This is a genomic window from Streptomyces sp. NPDC057302 (assembly GCF_042667685.1).
Taxonomy (GTDB): domain Bacteria; phylum Actinomycetota; class Actinomycetes; order Streptomycetales; family Streptomycetaceae; genus Streptomyces.
This window is the reverse complement of record NZ_JBHUZJ010000010.1, coordinates 87,530-105,394: the sequence shown is the minus strand read 5'-3', so window position 1 is coordinate 105,394 and position 17,865 is coordinate 87,530. Positions and strand designations below refer to the sequence as shown.

The window sequence follows — 17,865 nt, the reverse complement described above, 5'->3', positions numbered from 1 at the left end:
GTCCCTGTTCTTCCGTCCTCATGGCCGTGCGTCCTGGTGGCCCGCGCCGCCGAGCAGCGGCGCCGCGTCGGAGACTACCCCGGCGATCCGGGCGAGCGCCGATTCGTCCCGCTCCACAGGCGGCAGTACGGGCCCTTCGGCCGTGCCCCAGCGCCGCGCGACAGCCGCCGGATCCTCGCCGGTGAGGAGGCCCGCGGCCTGTGCGGCGGCGCCGAGCGCGACGAGCTCCCGGGCCTCGGGCACCTGGACGGGACGTCCGGAAAGCCGGCGCACGGTGTCCTGCCAGGCCGCGCCCCGGGCTCCGCCGCCGATGAGCAGGAGCGGAGCCGAGCGGTCCGCGTCCGCTTCCAGGACCAGGTCAAGGGCGCCGAGCAGCGAGTGCACGGCTCCGTCGTAGGCCGCCTGCAGCAGCTGCCCGGGGGTCGTGTCGTGCCGCAGTCCGTGCAGCAGCCCCGAAGCGTGCGGCAGGTCGGGGGTGCGCTCGCCGTCCAGGTAGGGCAGCAGGGTGACGGCGCCGCCCGCCTCCACCGCCTCCCGGTCGAGGCTCAGCAGCTCGGCCACCCGGTCCACGGCCAGGGTGCAGTTGAGGGTGCAGGCCAGCGGCAGCCAGTCGCCGCGCGCGTCGGCGAAGCCCGCCACCGTTCCGGTCGGATCCGCGGGGCGTTGCCTGGAGACCGCGTAGACGGTGCCCGACGTTCCCAGGCTCAGCACCGGGGTGCCGGGGCGCAGGCCGAGTCCGAGTGCCGCTGCCGCGTTGTCGCCGGTTCCGGGGGCGACCAGCGTGCCCTTGGAGAAGGGCAGTTCGCCGTTGCCGCGCACGGTGCCCGCGATCTCACCGGGCCGGACCACACGCGGCAGCAGCTCGGGGTCCAGGCCTACCAGGCCCAGGATCTCTTCGTCGTACGCCTCCGTCCCTGACGCCCACCACCCCGTACCGGAGACGTCGCCCCGGTCGGTCGTGCCGGACCCGGTGAGGCGTTCGGTGAGGTAGTCGTGGGGGAGCCGCACGGCCGCGGTGGCGCGGGCCGCCTCGGGCTCATGCTCCTTGAGCCAGGCCCATTTGGTCACGGTGAAAGAGGGCCCCGGCACGCTCCCGACGCGCTCCGCCCACGCCTTCGGGCCCCCAAGGCGGTCCACCAGCGAGCGGGCCTGCGTCGCCGAGCGCACGTCGTTCCACAGCAGCGCGGGGCGCACCGGCCTGGACCGGGCGTCCAGCGTGACGAGTCCGTGCTGCTGGCCGCCGACCGAGACCGCGGCGGCCTCGCGCGCGGCGACGCCGCACTGGTCGAGGGCCGCGCACAGGGCGTTCCACCACTCCTCGGGGTCGCTCTCTCGGGCGGCCCCCGAGCTGACGCTGTGCGGGGCCTGACCGCTGGCCACCACCCTGCCCGTGGCGGCGTCGACGACCAGGACCTTGGTGGACTGCGTGGAGCTGTCCACGCCGACGACGAGGGGCCCGTCGGCTGCTGGTGCTGATGACATCGGGGGTCTCCGTTCCCGCGGCTCTTTCCGGGTGTGCCCGGACTTCTTTCCGTCCGACCTTCCCAGGGATGCCTCTGGATACTAATTTGTTAAGTGCCATGACGAAATAGTCTCGGCAGCCGCACATGAGCGGGCATGCAGCCATGCCCGGGTCGGCCACGCAGTTGTGCACCAGTCATCCAGGGAGCCGCACATGACGTACCAGCCCACTCCTGAGGACAAGTTCACCTTCGGCCTGTGGACCGTAGGCTGGCAGGGAAGGGACCCGTTCGGGGACGCGACCAGGGCGGCCATCGACCCGGCCGACTCCGTGCGTCACCTCGCTGAACTGGGTGCCTACGGAGTGACCTTCCACGACGACGATCTGATCCCCTTCGGCGCCACGGACACCGAGCGCGAATCGCACATCAAGCGCTTCCGCCAGGCGCTGGACGCGACGGGCCTCGTCGTCCCGATGGCGACCACGAACCTCTTCACGCACCCCGTCTTCAAGGACGGGGCGTTCACCGCCAACGACCGGGACGTACGCCGTTACGCGCTGCGCAAGACGATCCGCAACATCGACCTCGCGGTGGAGCTGGGCGCGCGCACCTATGTCGCGTGGGGCGGCAGGGAAGGCGCCGAGTCCGGCGCGGCCAAGGACGTACGTGTCGCTCTCGACCGCATGAAGGAGGCCTTCGACCTGCTCGCCGACTACGTGACGGAGCAGGGATACGACCTGCGCTTCGCGATCGAGCCCAAGCCGAACGAGCCGCGCGGCGACATCCTGCTGCCCACCGTCGGACACGCCCTCGCCTTCATCGAGCGGCTCGAGCGCTCCGAGCTGTTCGGCGTCAACCCCGAAGTGGGCCACGAGCAGATGGCCGGCCTCAACTTCCCGCACTCCATCGCCCAAGCCCTCTGGGCGGGCAAGCTCTTCCACATCGACCTCAACGGCCAGACCGGCATCAAGTACGACCAGGACCTGCGCTTCGGGGCGGGCGACCTGCGCAGCGCCTTCTGGTTGGTCGACCTCCTGGAGAGGGGCGGTTACGAGGGCCCCCGGCACTTCGACTTCAAGCCGCCGCGTACGGAGGACTACGCGGGCGTGTGGGCGTCGGCATCCGGCTCAATGCGCAACTACTTGATCCTTCGGGAGCGTGCGGCCGCCTTCCGTGCCGACCCGGCGGTCCAGGAGGCTCTGCGGGCCTCCCGCCTGGACGAACTGGCACTGCCGACCGCGGAGGACGGCATCTCCGGGCTGCTGGCAGACCGCGGTGCCTTCGAGGACTTCGACGTGACGGCCGCCGCGGAGCGTGGCATGGCCTTCGAGCACCTCGACCAGCTGGCCATGGATCATCTCCTGGGGGCTCGGGGCTGACCGGCGGCCCTCACTCCGGAGGCATCAAATCCCGCACAGGGGTCGCATCTTGACCCTTTCGCGGCGACTCTTGACGGTATGGCCATGCCGCCCGTACCGCCGCAGCCTCCTCCTCCGCCGGGTGACGCACCCCCTCCGGGTGATGGCGGCTTCGGCCCGCCCGGAGGGGGGTACGGTCCGCCTCCGGGGGACGGGTACGGACCACCTCCCGGCGGCGGGGGATGGCCTCCCGCGGGAGGCGGCGGTGTGCCCCCTGGAGGAGACGGGTGGCCGCCTCAGCCGGCGCCAGGAGGGCCGTCCGGGCGCCGGGGCGGGCTGTTCGTCCTGCTCGCCGTGCTCGTCGCGATCGGAGCTGTCGTCGCGGTGGTCCTTGTGGCCACCAGCGGCGATGGATCCGGTGACAAGAAGGGCCCCTCCGAGACCGGCGAGAGCTCGGACGGCAAGCCCACCCCGTCGCTGAGCATCCCCTCGAAGATCCCCTCCGAGCTGCCGTCGGAGGTTCCCTCGAACCTGCCCAGCGGCCTGCCGTCGGACTTCCCCAGCGATCTGCCGAGCGACCTGGACTCCCTGGTCCCGTCCCGCGCTGACAACACCGGCAATACAGACAGTGCCGGCCATGAAGTGCGCTACTTCTTCCTGAAGGTGGGCGTCATCAACCCGGACTCCTGACCGGCGCGTTGAATGCGGGTCGCCGATTCAGATGCCCTTCGGCAGCCGCACGTACGTCACCGTGGTCTCCACACCGCTGTCCACGAGCCGGCCGTCCTGGTCGAACGCCTCCGCCCCGTCCGTCATCCCGAAGTCGTTGTCGTTGATCAGGGCCAGGGTGTGGCTGTTGACGCGGGCCACACCTTCGATCTTGTCGGGTACACCGTCGATGGCGCCCAGGTCGACCAGGAGGCGCTTCTTCAGGACGGGTACTCCGGAGGCGGCCGGATCGTCGAGCTGCTCCAAGGAGGGCTTCGTGGCGGCATCGTCCCACTGCTCGCCGAGGATGTCGGAGCGGCGGTCCAGCTTCACCGTCTGCAGCCGCGCGGCCTTGTCGGTGCGCTCCTCGACGAGCAGCTGGTCACGGCCGAGGGCCACCACGGAGGAGATCTTCAACTCGGACGTGTCGTCCTCGCCCGGGTCGACGACCCCCACCGCGTCGAAGCGGTAGGCGTACTCGGCGGTGACCGTCTGCTTCTTCGGCGAGAAGCGCAGCAGCCGCGTCGTCCGGGAAGCGTCGCCCGCGTCCTCGTCGGGCAGGGACAGCGGGCTCTGGACCGCCATCACCAGGTCCCCGCCCGGGAGCTGAGCCAGCCCCTCGAAGCCGCGATTGCCCTTGCGATGCAGCAGGATGCCCGGCAGCGCCTCGATGACCGGGTAGTCGGCGCCCGACAGCTTCAGGCCCTGGGGGACGTAGCGCTTGAGCACCTTCCCGCGGGCGGAGACATGGACGAGCGAGGGCCCGTACTCGTCGACCAGCCAGAAGCTGCCGTCGTGCGACCGCACGATGCCCTCGGTGTCCAGGCCGTTCGGGTCGTACGTCAGCGGCTTCTTGGCGTCGTAGGTGTACGGCGCCTCGTCGCGCCCCGCCTGGTTCGACAGACCGGAGACGGGCTTCCCGGAGGAGGTCGTCAGCGGGAGCGCGTCGACGACCTTCACGGTGTCGCCGGACACGCGGATCTTGACGATCGCCGGATCGAAACCGGGGACGGGGAAGGTGCGTCGCTTCTTGCCGTCCACCTTGATCTGACCGTTGGGCCCCCGGTCGGTGACCGTCCAGAACTCGCCCTTGCGGCCCGCCGGGTAGGTGTCACTGCCGATGCCGCCGAGATCCACACCGCGGTCGTCGCTCACCGTCCCGGGCAGCAGGGAATTGCTGAACGTGCCCAGAGGGACGTCGTCCAGCGTGGCCCTCGACGTGATGCGGGGCGCCTTCTCCTTGCCGCCGGCAGGGGCGCCGGTGGCGGTCCCGGTCACCGCGATCGCGGCGAGCACGGCGATCGGCACACCCGCGGCGACGGAACGGCGGACGCGACGCTTGCGGGCGGCGTGCGGGGACATGTGGGCCTCCTGGGGCGCGAGTGTTCGGTGACGGCCATCAGACTTCGCCGTCGCCGCGAACACAGGGAGGCAGAAAGGTGAACGTGAGGGGGCGTGCTGACGGCGCCTCCCGCGAGGGGCAGGAGGCGCCGCCGTCACCCGCAGGCCGGTCAGCGGTAGTTGGGCACCTGGCCCTTGTCCTCCCCCTTCGCCTGGATCACGCTGACGCAGTCGTTCGCTCCGGGGGCCTGCGGGACGGGGGAGTCCAGTCGCGGTCGATACCCCCGGAATCCGGTGTGATCCACACTCGCGGATGTCATGCTCGCGCTCAATCGCTGGTCAGGGGGAGTGCATGCGCCGGTGTTCCCGGCGTGTGTGTGAGCGGCGTGGATACGCCGGTGGCCGCCGTGCGCGTTCCGGCCAGCAGGCGTGCTTCGGTGGCGTGAACACGGTGGGTGGCTTGCTTCACGACGTGATCGCCTCCGGTGGCCCGCCTCGGGACGCTACCTCTGCGGCGGGCGGACGCGGTCGCCAGTGGGCAGCGCCTCTGTCCGGTGCAGGCGCATGAGGATGCCGGCACCGGACCTGCCTGCTCTACTCGGCGCCGCTCACCACGGCCAGTGCCGTCGCCGGGTCGTGCGCCGCCGGGCCCGCCGGGGTCCAGCGGCCGCGCTCCTTGCGGTAGGGCCACCAGCGGCCGTCGGTCCCGTGCCGCAGTTGGGCGTCGCTCCCGACCACCGTCCAGCGATTGCGGGCGGCGCGCAGCCGTGGCCGCTCGCCGTCGTCCCAGGCCGCGTCCAGCGCCGCACGCGCGCGTGCCAGTGCGTCCGCCTCAGGGGTCCACTCCTCCTCCAGGACGGACAGCGCGGCCGGACCTCCGTACTCCCAGGCGCGCACGGCCAGCGCGAGCCCGTCCCTGCCACGGTCGGCCGCGGCCGCGAGACGTACGGACACCGGCGCGGCAGGAGCCGCGGCGGCGAGACGTACGGCGTCCTCCTCCAGCGTCAATTCCTGATCGAGAAACTGCCGTTCGTGTCCGGGCGAGAGCGCCTCGGCCAACAGCCGGCGCGCCTCCACGGCGGCCTGCGCCGCCAGGAACTCCAGTGCCGCCACGTCGAGACCGGGCGCGGGCTCGGCCTCCGTGTCGAGCGAAGGCGGCAGACCCGGCTCAGAGGGCAGCGAAGGAGGGCCGGGCAGCGGCGGCAGGATGGACCCCTCCGCGTACGCCTCGTCGGCGTCCACGCCTTCCTGGGCCCCCTCCTGCTCCTGCGCCGGGGTCTCCTCGGTCTCGGCCTGCGCCACGCTGCGTACTTGCAGCTCATCCAGCAGTTCGCGCTCGGCGCGGCCACGCATCAGGAACAGCACGAACGGATCCTGGTCGAGCAGCCGGGCCACCTGGTAGCAGAGTGCGGCGGTGTGCCCGCAGTGGTCCCACGCGTCGCAGTCGCACTCCGCCTCCAGGTCACCGATGCCGGGCAAAAGCTCGACACCCGCTGCCGCCGCGTCCTCCACCAGGTGCGGCGGCATCTCGCGGTCCAGGAGCGCCGCGATGTGTCCGGCCCGCTCGACGGCCATGCCCAGGAAGCGGTCCCATTCGTCCTCGCTGAGCCGCTGCAGCAGTACGTCGGAGCGGCGCGGGGTGCCGTCACGGTCCTGGACGACCGCGGTGATCCGGCCGGGTCGCACCGAGACCGCGCCCACGGCTCCCGCGCGCGCGAGCCTGCGTCCGGCCTTCAGCTGTGCGAGGTCCAGCGCCGTGTCCTCGAGCGCCTTCAGCCAGGCCTGCCCCCACCAGCTCTGTGCGAAGCCCCGCCCGTGCGTGGCCGGTAGTGCGGCGAAGGTGCGCTCCTGTTCGTAAGCGCCTTCCCCATGGCGGCCGTCCGCGTGTGTGTCGCCGTTCGGCTCCTCGTGCATGTCGCTCATCGCGTCCCCCCTCGCAGCTCCACCAGATCCGACAGTTCGGAGTCGGTGAGTTCGGTCAGCGCGGCCTCGCCCGAACCCAGGACCGCGTCCGCCAACTCCCGCTTGCGCAGCAGCATGTCCGCGATCCGGTCCTCGATCGTCCCCTCCGCGATCAGCCGGTGCACCTGCACCGGCTGCGTCTGCCCGATGCGGTACGCCCGGTCGGTGGCCTGAGCCTCGACGGCGGGGTTCCACCAGCGGTCGTAGTGCACGACGTGCTCGGCCCGGGTCAGATTCAGACCGGTGCCCGCCGCCTTCAACGACAGTAGGAAGACGGGTACTTCGCCGTCCTGGAAGCGCTCCACCATCGCCTCGCGCGCCGCGATGGGCGTACCGCCGTGGAGGAACTGGGACGGGGTGCCGCGGGCCGCCAGGTGCTGCTCGATGAGCCGCGCCATCTGGACGTACTGCGTGAAGATGAGCACGCTCGCGTCTTCGGAGAGGATCGTGTCGAGCAGCTCGTCGAGGAGCTCCAGTTTCCCGGAACGGCCCTCGATCCGCGGCTTGTCCTCCTTGAGGTACTGCGCGGGGTGGTTGCAGATCTGTTTGAGGCCGGTCAGCAGCTTGACGATCAGGCCGCGGCGGGCGAAGCCGTCGGCTCCGGAGATCTCCGCGAGTGTCTCGCGCACCACCGCTTCGTAGAGGCCCGTCTGCTCCGTGGTGAGGGAAACGGCCCGGTCGGTCTCCGTCTTGGGCGGCAGTTCGGGCGCGATGCCCGGGTCGGACTTGCGCCTGCGCAGCAGGAAGGGGCGTACGAGCTGGCCGAGCCGCTCGGCGGCCGACGGGTCCGTGCCGCTTTCGACGGCCTGGGCGTACCGGGTGCGGAAGGTGCCGAGCTTGCCGAGCAGGCCCGGTGTCGTCCAGTCGAGGATGGCCCACAGCTCGGAGAGGTTGTTCTCCACGGGGGTGCCGGTGAGCGCCACGCGTGCGCGTGCCCCGATGGCGCGCAGCTGTTTGGCGGTGGCGGAGTAGGGGTTCTTGACGTGCTGGGCCTCGTCGGCGACGACCATTCCCCAAGAGGCGCGCGCCAGGCTGTCCGCGTCGAGTCGCATTGTGCCGTACGTGGTAAGCACGAACTCCCCGTCGGCAAGGTCCTCCAGGCTGCGCTGAGCGCCGTGGAAGCGGCGTACGGGGGTGCCGGGGGCGAACTTCTCGATTTCGCGCTGCCAGTTGCCCATGAGGGACGTGGGGCAGACGACGAGGGTGGGCCCTGCGGACTCACGGTCCGACTGCCGGTGCAGATGCAGGGAGATGAGCGTGATCGTCTTGCCGAGCCCCATGTCGTCCGCGAGGCAGCCGCCAAGGCCCAGGGAGGTCATCCGGGCCAGCCAGTTCAGGCCGCGCAGCTGGTAATCGCGAAGGTCCGCGGCGAGTGCTTCGGGCTGGCCGACGGGCTCCATGCCCTCGGGGTCGGCGAAGCGTTCGCGCAGCGTGGCGAGCCAGCCCGTCGGCTGGACGTCCACCCGGCGCCCCGCCACTTCGGTGGTGCCCGTCAGGACGGCGCTCAGGGCGTCGATCGGCGTGAGCTTGTGGTCCTGGTGCGCGCGAGCGCGCCGTGCCTCTTCGGGGTCGATCAGGACCCACTGGTCGCGCAGGCGCACCACGGGGCGGTTGGCTTCGGCGAGACGGTCAAGCTCCTCGCGGGACAGTTGCTGACCGCCCAGCGCGAACCGCCAGTTGAAGGTGAGCAGGGCGTCGGCGGAGAGGTAGGACGGCGTGTCCGAGGACGGCTTGTCCGGCTCCTTCGCCTCGTCCTCGGGCGGGCCGATGACCGCACGGGCGGTCAGATTGCGCGCCAACTCCCTGGGCCAGTGCACCTCGACACCCGCGGTGGCGAGCATGCGGGCCCCCTCGCCAAGGAGCGAGGTGACCTCTTCGTCGGCGAGCTCGATCGCATCGGGGACGGTGGCCGAGAGCAGCGGGGCGAGCGGCGGCCACGCGCGCGTGGCGCGACGCAGGGCGAGCAGGGCGTCCATCCGTGACCGCGGCCCGAAGGCTTGCCCGGAAGCTCCGGAACCGGCCCATGCCTCGGCCGCGTCCGCGACGAGCGAGGGGTCGCTGACGCTGTGCATCTGCAGCACGGCGCGGAACGGCAGCCGGGCCCCGTCGGAGGTGTCCGACATCAGGCCGGGCACCTCGACGCGCAGCGAGATGCGTACGCCCGCGTCGTGCCCTGCGGCGACATCGGCGGCCCACGGGCGCTGTTCGGGGATGGACTGGGGCCGCGGCGAGGCGAAGGCCGGAGCGCCGGCGACCAGCGTCGCGGCGGGGGAGCGCGGCAGCGTATCGGCCACCGCGTCGAGGAACTGGCGCAGCAGCCGCTCGGGTTCGGGCAGCCGCAGCGGCTCGGTGTCGCCCAGCGGCAGGGCGTGCGCCGCAGGGGGCATCGCGGCGGCCAGATCGCGCAGGCGTCGCAGGTCGTCGGCGCCCAGCGGGCCCGAGCGCCACGCGTCGTGATCGCTCGACGTCAGTCCGGGCAACAGCAGCCCGCGCGCGACGAATTGCAGTGCCAGCACGCTCGCCGCTCCCCAGAACGCGGCGGTCGGGTGAGCTTCGGCCGTGGCACGCACGCGTGTCAGCACCGGAAGTGCCGTGCGCACCGGGAGCACCACCGCCGACACATCGGTGAGTTGCGCTCCCTGGTCTCCCGGCACGGCGAGGGTCAGCTCCTCGACAGCGCCCGCGGAGCAGGCGGGCGGTGCGTCCCCGTCGGGGTGCCAGAAGGCGACCCGGCCCATGCGTGCCGGGTCGGCGGATACGAACAGCACAGAACAGCGGGACAGTTCAGAGATCTCGGAAGGTGACGCGGCAGGGAGCCTGGGCACGGCGATGGCGCATTCCTCAAACTTGACTACTAGGACCGGAGTCGCCGAGGGTACAGCACGCCCCGCCCTAGTCGTGAGCGATCATGGAGTGATCCCCGTCACGCCATCCCCGTGGTGTACTTAACCCCCCTTCCAGACGGTGCTGGCCCCCTTCCAAGACGGGTGAAGGCGCCATGGTTGTCCCAGGTCACCGGCTCATACGTTGTGTCGCGTCAGCCCGATCCAGTCAGAGACCGGAGACCTCACCATGTCCCAGGCCGCCGCCGCAGTCGCGGAGCGCTCCCCAGGCACCACCACAAGGCAGCCCGCCGGGAGCGATTTCGCGCCTCTCCTGCGCACCGTCAAGGAGCAGGGTCTTCTGGGCCGCCGCACCGGCTGGTACGCCCGCACCATCGTGGTCAACACCGTGGCGCTGGCCGCCGTCGCGACGGGCATGTTCCTCATCGGAGGCTCGTGGTGGGTGCTCCTCCTCGCGCCCGTCCTGGCCGTGCTCTGCGCCCGTACGGCGTTCATAGGCCACGACGCGGGGCACTCCCAGATCACCGGCGACCGAGGCGTGAGCCGCGCCATCGGCCTCATCCACGGCAACCTCCTCCTCGGCATGAGCTCGGCCTGGTGGAACGACAAGCACAACCGCCACCACGCCAACCCCAACCACCTCGAGAAGGATCCGGACGTCGCCGCGAACATCCTTGTCTGGACCAGCAAGCAGGCCAGGGTCCGCCTGGGCTTCCGGCGCTGGCTCACCCGCAACCAGGCCTGGCTGTTCTTCCCGCTGACGCTGCTCCAGGGCATCGCCATGAAGATCTACGGCTTCCAGGACCTGCGCCGCCAGTCCCCGCGCGAGCGCGTCCTTGAGGGCTTTCTCCTGGTGGCGCACCTCGTCGGATACGTGGGCCTCCTGCTCGCCACCATGCCGGTGGGACACGCCCTTGTCTTCGCCGCCATCCACCAGGCGCTCTTCGGGCTGCACCTGGGACTGGCCTTCGCGCCCAATCACAAGGGCATGGAGATGCCCGACCCCGACGGGGAGCGGTGGGGTCACCTCAGCCGCCAGGTCCTCACCTCGCGCAACGTCCGCGGCAGCGTGCTGACCGACTGGTTCCTGGGCGGACTCAACTACCAGATCGAGCACCACCTGTTCCCCAGCATGCCCCGCCCCAGCCTGCGGCGCGCCCAGCCCCTGGTCCGCGCCCACTGCGCCGAGCTGGGCATGCCGTACACAGAGGCCGGATTCCTCGACTCCTACCGGCAGGTACTGCGCCACATGTACGAGGTCGGCGAGCCGCTGAGGGTCGAGTAGCCACACGGACCCGCGGTGCGTCTCAGGGTTGTGTCAGGGTCGCTCCTCAGGGGTCTGTCAGGGGAGCAGACTGGAACTGTGGGCGGTCCGAGGCCGTTTCCCAAGACAGAGAGCGGCAACAGCCGCGAAGGAGGCGACGCACATGTCGAAGAACGCGAAGATCGCCGCAGGAGGTGTGGCGGCCGGCATCATCCTGTTGATCTGGCTGCCCTGGTGGGCCGCCCTCGTGATCGTGCTCGGGGTCCCGGCCGCGGCCTATCTGACCCTCGACCCCGGACAGAGGCGCAGGCTGCGCCGCGTCTCCCGCAAGGAGCTCGGCCACTGACCCGGCACTCCGGAGGGGCACCGCACCGATGAGCGGACGCTCGACGAACAGGGGCTGACGGCTGCTCCGCTCGCGGTCCTGCCCAGCGCGGCTCCGCGAGCGGAAAACCCGTTGCGCCCCAGCTGTGCGGCGGTGACCATGGCGCACATGACTTCCCGAAAGGAGGCCCAGCGATCCCTCGGTGATCGCTGATGGCCGCACGCGAGGCGTCGCAGACGCCGTCCTCCCCGCCTCAGCCCACACCCGCGCCGCTGACGGCGGCCTGGCTGAAGGCCCACTTCGACCCACTGCCCTTCCCGGCCCGCATGGGCGCCCTCGCCCGCTACGCCCGCGCGCTCACCACCGACGCGTACGAGGCCCTTCGCGACGCCCTCGCAGCCGGCACTTCCGACGAGCGGCACACCGGCCTCTTCCTCGCCGTGACCCGGCGCGATCTCACCACCGTCGCCGAGGCCCTGACCGACCCCCTGCTGCGCCGCCGCGCCCTCTCGGCCGCCATCCGGCTTCCCGTGCCGGAAGCGTCCCTGGAGCAGCTCGCGTTGAGCGACACCAGGGCGGCGCGGCACGAGACGTACCGCGTCCTTCGCCTGAGCCGCCGTCACACCCTCGCCGCCCGCCTCCTGCCGGAGGTCGCCGAACGCTTCGGCGCCGGGGACGCCGCCCGGCTTCTGCCCGCATGCCCCGCCGAGACGGTCGGCACCTGGCTTCCCCGACTAGATCCGCCCGCGGGCGTACTGAACCAGCTGACCCGCACGGCACCGCTCGCCGTGGCCCGCCTGCTCGTCACCCAGAGCGAGAGCCGTGCCAACCGCGGCCGACACCGCCACCGCTTCACGGGCCGCAACCGCGCGATCGCGAGCCTGGCCGCCCAACGCGACCCGGAAGCCGGACTGCTGCTCCTGGCACGGACCCCCGATCTCCTGACGCCTCAAGCGGCCCGCGCACTGCTGCGCCATCCCGCCAGGGCCCTGGAGATCCTGCGCGCGGCCCCACCGAACCAGGACGGCACTCCCCACGAACTACGGCTCTGCGCCGGGATGCTGCCACCAGCCACGCGGCGTGCCCTGCGCGAACTCCTGCCCCCGGACCTGGTGGACCTCGCCCTGCGCTGCCCCGTCACACAGCCACGGCATCAAGGACCGGGACGCCACGACATCGAGCCCGACAGCCTGCTGATGCTGCTGCCCGCACCGGAACGCCGCCGCCTGGTCGAGGAACGCATGGCCCGTCGCCGCTCGGTGCGCAGCCTTCACATAGCCACACTCACGGCCCTGGCACCGGCCGACAGGGCGGCGCTCCTCATGCCCTGGGTGGAGCGCTGGTCACGTCAGGCGTGGACATCGAGCCGCCTGGCCGCCGCGCTCCCGCTCGCCCTGGGAGAACCCCTCCTGCGCGACATGGCGGGCCAGCACCGCATCCACCAGCGCCTGATGGCCTGGCCCGCGCTGCTCGCCTGCGCGGAGCTCGAAGGCGACCCGGACGAGTTCGCGCGCATCGCCGGGGACTGCGAGCGAGCCTGGCACGACCAGGAGGAGGTACGCAGGGCCGCTCTCCAGCAGCTAGCGGGCACGGCCCCGGATCTCCTCGCAGCGCTGCCCGACCGGGTCCTTCGTGACGTGGCGCTGACCACCGTCCAGTCCCGCGACTCCACCACCCACACCCTGGCCGCGGCCGAGCGCCTGCTCCGCCGCGCCGCCGAGAGCGCCGCTGCTACCGGCAGGCTCAACCGTGCCGCCTACGCCACGGAATTGCTCTGCCATGTCGTGTCCGACCCGCGCTCCCGCCACCCCGTCGCGCCGCTGCGCCTCAGCGAGGAAGCGGCGCGTGCCGTCTGGTCCGCGCCATCGCGGGGCACACCAGCGCGCCCCGAGCTCGGCATCGCCATCGCGGAACTCCTCGCACCGCACCTCGCCGCGCTGCCCGAACTCGACGCTCTGGTACGCGCCATGGCCCTGGAATCCGGCGACCCGGACATCGCGGCCCGCGCGGCAGCCGCCTGGACCGCGCCTACCGGGCTGCGGGAGCAACGCAGCGCCGAACTGATCGGCCGCGATACTTCGTTCGCCTCGGTACCGGTCGTCCTGCGTACCGTCGCCACCCGGCGCACCGACCTGCTGGACTCCGTGCTGCTCGCCGCCCGAGAGGGGCTGGCGGGCCGGGTGGGCCCCCGAGCCGCGGCCTGGGCCGGGGGACTGCACCCCGGTGTCACCGGCCGCTGGCTGCCCGAGCAGCGCCGCGCCTGGGACGAACACCACGCGCGCGTGGCCGCCGATGAGCTGGCCCCGCTGCGTACCCGTGCCGACGCGGCAGCGCAGGTGCGTGAACCGGTGCTGCTCACGACCCTCGCGCAGTCGGCGCCACAGCCCGTCGCGGCGGCGGCACTTGGCGCACTGGGCGACGTGCTTGGGATGGTTCAGGGCGGCGCACCGCCGCCGACCGAGCCACTGCTGGACGTCCTGCTCCGGCACACCGCGACGGGCGGCGTCCGGGGGCGGGCCGCCATGGCCTCCGTCCGGCGACTTCTGGAGGCCGTGCCGGACCCGGAGGCGGTCGCCCTGCTCGCCCCTGTGGCCCGTGCGACGGATGCACCCGTCGGCTCGCGGAAGGAGGCGGTCCGAGCCCTGGGCGCGCTCACCGGTGACGCGGCGTTCGACGCCCTGGTGGCGGCCTGGGACGAACCGGGCCAACACCGTGACGTACGCGCGGTCGTGGCACGCCACCTCCTTGCCGCGATCGACCGCCCCGCCATCGCCGACCGCCTGGCTCGGGCGGCCGACGAGCCCGCCGTACGTGAAGCGGTGGTCCACGCGCGCGTGGGGCCCGTGAGCGAGTCCGCGCGTGAGCCCTACGCGGACTTCCTGGCCCGCCTGGTGAGGGAAGGCGACGAAGAGACCGTCGTCGCCGCGTGCCGCGCCCTGCCCGCATGGTTCACCCCGGAATCGGTCGGCGCCCTGCGCGCCGTCGCCGATGTCGCGACGGACCCGGGGCGGCGCCGACGCGAGTGGCACGAGGCCGCACAGCAGCTCGCCTGGTTCCCCCTGGGGCCGGTAGGAGGGCCCATCCTCAAGGAGGTGATCCGGCGGCTCCAGGAACATGCCGTCACGGCGGATCCGCAGGCGCGCGCCGACGCGCTCCGTCGTCTGGCAGGCGTCAGCGAGGCCCTGCGCGTCCGCCAAGGTTCGCCCAGGACGCTGCTCATCGCCGACGACCTGGCCTTGGCGCTGCACACCGTGGGCCTCTACACCGATGAGGCGGCTCTGACATGGGACACGACGCTGGCGGCCCTGCGCCACGGCGAGCATCGGCCGGCCCGCTGGCAGCGGTTCCTGGCGCTGGTCGAGGAACGCCCCGAACGGCTGCCCCTGGGGAACGGATTGCACCTCGATGCTCCGACGCCACGCGCGCGTGGGGCGCTGCTGGCCGCGGTCCGCCTGCTGCGCGAGCGGGGCACCTCGGTGGCCGGGGCGCTGGCACTCGCGCTGGTGCGCGTCGGTGGCCGGGCGACGTCATGGGACGAGACCTGGCGCGCTGAACTCGTGGCTCTGCGCGATCACGCGGACCACGACACGGCGATGGCAGCGATGCTCCTCGACCCCGAGCAGAACCCCTGAGCAGACACATGACCAGGAGACCAGGGGGATCAAGGGGGTCAGGCGGGGCGTACGGCCATTTTGTCGAGCGCGTCGAGTAGCCAGGGGAGTTCGGGTCCGCGTCCCACCGGTAGCACTTCTCCCGGCTCTTCGTCGAGAAGTACGAACGCGATGTCGTCGGTCCTGGCGACCATTGACCAGCCAGGACCGTCGGCACGCAAGATGCGGGCCTCTCCGGAAGCGAACGACGACCGTACGCGGCCCAGGGGCGGTGGCGTGCTCACGTACGCCCGTGCTTCCGCCAGGACGCGGCGTACGCCGGTGGGCGGAGCCTGATCGCTGTCGGCATCGGCATCGGCATCGGCCGTGGGTGCCTCGCCGGTGTCCGTGCCTTCTTCGGTGCTGTCGGCCAGGAAGTCGGCGTCGTCGATCTGCTCGCGCCACGCCGTCCACTGGAGCGCGATCTCGTCGGCGCCGAGCCGACGCTGAGCAGGACCCCAGATGTCGGCCTGAGGCGGCGAGAGCGGCTTCTCGTCCGCTTCCTCGGGCTCGGGGTCGTGGGGAGCGGGCACGTTGGGCGCCGCGACGGCGACCGCGAGCGGCCAGCCGGGCAGCGCGGCGACCACCGTGCGCTCGTCGGGTGACAGGTCGTACTCCATGCCGCAGTCCCAGGAGGCGATCGCGACGGCCACGAGCGATACGTCGTCGACGACGACGGTCCACCGGGCGCCCGCACCGTCCTGACCGAGCACCAGGCCGTACCCGGCGGCGAGGGGTGCGAGCCCCAGGGCCGCGCACGCCTCCGGATAGTCGTCACCGAGAACGCTCGGGAACTTCGCAGGTGTCAGCAGCACCGCGGTCAGCACGTACAGCGCGTCGTCCTCGGCGGCGACAGCGTCGTCCGTTCCGGCCATGCCAGCCTCCCCATCGCTTCATCCGTCGGCGCACCCTAACCACAGGTCCGCTTGATCGTCGAGGGGGGCGTGACCAGGAAACCCGCTCGTACGCACCGCAAACTCCTCCGCGAGCCTCCGCGAGCCTCCGCGCCGGAGGCCTGCTCCCGCCCCCGCGCACACGGACGTCAGGCGGCGGGCAGGCCGAGAAGCGTACGTGCCACGTCCGTCGGCGACTCGTCGCGCTGCCGGGCGAGGGCGATGACAGCCCGGCAGGCGAGTTCGCTGACGCCGAAGGACAAGGCCTCCGGCGACACCCAGCCCGCGGCCTCGTCGATGCGGTCCTGGTCGTCCTCGGCGCAGGCCGCCACGTAGACGGCAGCCGCCTCGAAGAGGTTGTGCGGACGCTCCTTCTTGCTGTCAACAGCTTGATCCGTGCGCCACAGCTTGCGGAGCTTGTCAAACATGTGGGCCACCTTCCCCCGGTTGTCGTTGCCGCAGATGATCACTCATCTGCCCTACCCCAACGTAGAGTTGGAGCTCCGACGACAGAAGGGGGGCCGTACGGTGAAGCGCTATGACCGGCTCAAGGAGATTCGCCGTCTCCACCCGGAGAAGGACGCCCTGGCGATCTACCGGCTCACCGCCACGTACGAGTTCCCCTGGGATTACACCCGCGCCCTCGAACTGGCGCTCTATCGGACGTACGCCGTGCCCAGCATCGGGCGACTCCTCGCCGACACGGCGGAACTGACGGGCCGTACGCAGAAGCGGTACGACGACACGGCCCTGCTCCTCGACACCATCGTCGAGCACGGCTTCGGTACGGACGAGGGCCGTACCGCGATCCGGCGCATCAACCAGATGCACCGCAGCTACGACATCAGCAACGAGGACATGCGCTACGTGCTGTGCACGTTCGTGGTGGTGCCCAAGCGCTGGATCGACGCCTACGGATGGCGCAGGTTGTCACGCCACGAGACGACCGCGGCCGCCGTCTACTACCGCACCTTGGGGCGGCACATGGGGATCCAGGACATCCCGGACTCCTACGAAGCCTTCGAGAAGTGCCTCGATGCCTACGAAGAGGCCCACTTCGCGTGGGACGAAAGTGCGCGCAAGGTCTCCGACGCGACCCTGGACCTCATGGCCTCCTGGTACCCGGGACCACTGGCGTCCATGATGCGCGCCTCGACCCGCGCCCTGCTCGACGAGCCCCTCCTGCGCGCCTTTCGCTACGAACGGCCGGGCGTCGTCACCCGCACGCTGGTCCGGCGCGCGGTGCGGTTGCGGGGCCGTGCGGTGCGCCTGATGCCACCCCGTGCCGTGCCGCACTACGCCCGGCAGAACTGGGAGATCAAGAGCTATCGGAAGGGGTACCGGGTCGGCGAGCTCGGCACGTTCCCGGTGCCCGGCGTCCAGGGCTGCCCGGTGGTGCACACGGGCGAGTAGGCGGCCGCCTCACTGGAGTGACTTCAACGTCGACCGCAGCCAGGCGAGTTCGGCACGGCTCGTCGCGCGGGCGATGGTGAGGATGCCCTGTCGGAACGGGTCCTCCAGCTCCTCCGCACGCAAGGGCCGCTCACCGTCGTAGAAGAAGCTGGCCGGCTCCTCAAGGAAGGCCAGGCGGCGCTCGAGGACCGCGGCCTGGGCCGCCTTGTCGTCCAGGTGGCGGAGAAAGGCGAGGACGGTGAACCAGCGGTTCTCGTCGGTGATGTCGGTCTGCTGCGGTTCGGTGAGCCTGCGGCGCAGCTCGCTCCTGCCTTGCGCGGTGAGGTTCAGGACGTGGCGCGGAGCCGCCACCGAGCCCGGCTGCGTCTCCCGGGCCAGCAAGCCGGCCTTCTCGAGGCGTTTGATGGCGGGGTACAGCGTGCTCTCCGCGACCGGACGCACGTGCCCGGTCAGGGCGGTGATGCGCTTGCGCAGCTCATAGCCGTGCAGGGGCGCGTCGTAGAGGAATCCGAGGATGGCCAGTTCGAGCATGCCCGCATTCTGCCGCACCAGCCGCACTAGCGGTGTACATCACCTACGTCATACCTCACAGTCGCTATACATCGCCCCCGATGTATTCTCCTCGAACGTACCGAGTGAAGTACT

Annotated in this window: 14 protein-coding genes; 6 read left to right on the top strand and 8 right to left on the bottom strand. The window is 71.5% G+C overall.

The window, feature by feature from the left end; genetic code table 11:
• Positions 1–18: 18 nt before the first annotated feature.
• Complete coding sequence (gene xylB / locus ACFUPX_RS10630) at positions 19–1,482, bottom strand: xylulokinase (protein WP_383319322.1); 1,464 nt, start codon at positions 1,480–1,482, stop codon at positions 19–21.
• A gap of 193 nt (positions 1,483–1,675) precedes the next feature.
• Here xylB and xylA point away from each other — a divergent pair, with 193 nt between their 5' ends.
• The gene (gene xylA / locus ACFUPX_RS10625; protein ID WP_383319319.1) at positions 1,676–2,842 is read left to right on the top strand and encodes a xylose isomerase; all 1,167 of its coding nucleotides are present in this window, start codon (positions 1,676–1,678) and stop codon (positions 2,840–2,842) included.
• Positions 2,843–3,088: 246 nt separating this feature from the next.
• Positions 3,089–3,511, top strand: a complete 423-nt coding sequence (locus ACFUPX_RS10620) for a hypothetical protein (protein ID WP_383319316.1) — start codon at positions 3,089–3,091, stop codon at positions 3,509–3,511.
• 27 nt (positions 3,512–3,538) lie between these two features.
• Here the strand turns inward: ACFUPX_RS10620 and ACFUPX_RS10615 are convergent, their stop codons facing one another.
• The 4 genes from ACFUPX_RS10615 to ACFUPX_RS10600 form a co-directional block, all read right to left on the bottom strand.
• Positions 3,539–4,891, bottom strand: a complete 1,353-nt coding sequence (locus ACFUPX_RS10615) for an esterase-like activity of phytase family protein (protein WP_383319313.1) — start codon at positions 4,889–4,891, stop codon at positions 3,539–3,541.
• Positions 4,892–5,040: 149 nt separating this feature from the next.
• Positions 5,041–5,190 (bottom strand): hypothetical protein, encoded by a 150-nt coding sequence (locus ACFUPX_RS10610; protein ID WP_383319310.1) that lies wholly within the window; start codon positions 5,188–5,190, stop codon positions 5,041–5,043.
• A 274-nt stretch (positions 5,191–5,464) separates the two neighbouring features.
• Positions 5,465–6,793, bottom strand: coding sequence for an SWF or SNF family helicase (locus ACFUPX_RS10605; RefSeq protein WP_383319307.1), 1,329 nt, complete (start codon positions 6,791–6,793; stop codon positions 5,465–5,467).
• The gene (locus ACFUPX_RS10600; protein ID WP_383319305.1) at positions 6,790–9,657 is read right to left on the bottom strand and encodes a DEAD/DEAH box helicase; all 2,868 of its coding nucleotides are present in this window, start codon (positions 9,655–9,657) and stop codon (positions 6,790–6,792) included. The genes ACFUPX_RS10605 and ACFUPX_RS10600 overlap by 4 nt, the downstream gene beginning before the upstream one ends.
• A 247-nt stretch (positions 9,658–9,904) precedes the next feature.
• Between ACFUPX_RS10600 and ACFUPX_RS10595 the strand changes: the two genes are divergently transcribed.
• From ACFUPX_RS10595 to ACFUPX_RS10585, 3 genes are all read left to right on the top strand, one after another.
• Positions 9,905–10,960, top strand: coding sequence for a fatty acid desaturase family protein (locus ACFUPX_RS10595; protein ID WP_383319302.1), 1,056 nt, complete (start codon positions 9,905–9,907; stop codon positions 10,958–10,960).
• A 142-nt stretch (positions 10,961–11,102) separates the two neighbouring features.
• Complete coding sequence (locus tag ACFUPX_RS10590) at positions 11,103–11,285, top strand: hypothetical protein (RefSeq protein WP_383319300.1); 183 nt, start codon at positions 11,103–11,105, stop codon at positions 11,283–11,285.
• 191 nt (positions 11,286–11,476) lie between these two features.
• On the top strand, positions 11,477–14,896 hold the full coding sequence (locus ACFUPX_RS10585) for a hypothetical protein (RefSeq protein WP_383319297.1): 3,420 nt from the start codon (positions 11,477–11,479) through the stop codon (positions 14,894–14,896).
• 38 nt (positions 14,897–14,934) lie between these two features.
• On the opposite strand, the gene ACFUPX_RS10580 is transcribed toward ACFUPX_RS10585, so the two are convergent.
• Positions 14,935–15,789 carry a hypothetical protein gene (locus ACFUPX_RS10580; RefSeq protein WP_383319294.1) on the bottom strand — a complete coding sequence of 285 codons (855 nt, stop codon included), beginning with the start codon at positions 15,787–15,789 and terminating at the stop codon, positions 14,935–14,937.
• Between the two features lie 167 nt (positions 15,790–15,956).
• Positions 15,957–16,235, bottom strand: a complete 279-nt coding sequence (locus ACFUPX_RS10575; RefSeq protein ID WP_383319292.1) for a hypothetical protein — start codon at positions 16,233–16,235, stop codon at positions 15,957–15,959.
• A 100-nt stretch (positions 16,236–16,335) separates the two neighbouring features.
• On the opposite strand from ACFUPX_RS10575, the gene ACFUPX_RS10570 reads away from it, so the two are divergent.
• Positions 16,336–17,220 (top strand): oxygenase MpaB family protein, encoded by an 885-nt coding sequence (locus ACFUPX_RS10570; RefSeq protein WP_383319289.1) that lies wholly within the window; start codon positions 16,336–16,338, stop codon positions 17,218–17,220.
• A 9-nt stretch (positions 17,221–17,229) separates the two neighbouring features.
• Here the strand turns inward: ACFUPX_RS10570 and ACFUPX_RS10565 are convergent, their stop codons facing one another.
• Complete coding sequence (locus tag ACFUPX_RS10565) at positions 17,230–17,751, bottom strand: PadR family transcriptional regulator (protein WP_383319286.1); 522 nt, start codon at positions 17,749–17,751, stop codon at positions 17,230–17,232.
• Positions 17,752–17,865: the final 114 nt, after the last annotated feature.

What these genes read in the sequence shown, in the direction of transcription:
- xylB (WP_383319322.1), bottom strand. Translation starts at nt 1,482, where the DNA reads ATGTCATCAGCACCAGCAGCCGACGGGCCCCTCGTCGTCGGCGTGGAC.
- xylA (WP_383319319.1), top strand. Translation starts at nt 1,676, where the DNA reads ATGACGTACCAGCCCACTCCTGAGGACAAGTTCACCTTCGGCCTGTGG.
- ACFUPX_RS10615 (WP_383319313.1), bottom strand. Translation starts at nt 4,891, where the DNA reads ATGTCCCCGCACGCCGCCCGCAAGCGTCGCGTCCGCCGTTCCGTCGCC.
- ACFUPX_RS10610 (WP_383319310.1), bottom strand. Translation starts at nt 5,190, where the DNA reads ATGACATCCGCGAGTGTGGATCACACCGGATTCCGGGGGTATCGACCG.
- ACFUPX_RS10605 (WP_383319307.1), bottom strand. Translation starts at nt 6,793, where the DNA reads ATGAGCGACATGCACGAGGAGCCGAACGGCGACACACACGCGGACGGC.
- ACFUPX_RS10595 (WP_383319302.1), top strand. Translation starts at nt 9,905, where the DNA reads ATGTCCCAGGCCGCCGCCGCAGTCGCGGAGCGCTCCCCAGGCACCACC.
- ACFUPX_RS10590 (WP_383319300.1), top strand. Translation starts at nt 11,103, where the DNA reads ATGTCGAAGAACGCGAAGATCGCCGCAGGAGGTGTGGCGGCCGGCATC.
- ACFUPX_RS10585 (WP_383319297.1), top strand. Translation starts at nt 11,477, where the DNA reads ATGGCCGCACGCGAGGCGTCGCAGACGCCGTCCTCCCCGCCTCAGCCC.
- ACFUPX_RS10580 (WP_383319294.1), bottom strand. Translation starts at nt 15,789, where the DNA reads ATGGCCGGAACGGACGACGCTGTCGCCGCCGAGGACGACGCGCTGTAC.
- ACFUPX_RS10575 (WP_383319292.1), bottom strand. Translation starts at nt 16,235, where the DNA reads ATGTTTGACAAGCTCCGCAAGCTGTGGCGCACGGATCAAGCTGTTGAC.
- ACFUPX_RS10565 (WP_383319286.1), bottom strand. Translation starts at nt 17,751, where the DNA reads ATGCTCGAACTGGCCATCCTCGGATTCCTCTACGACGCGCCCCTGCAC.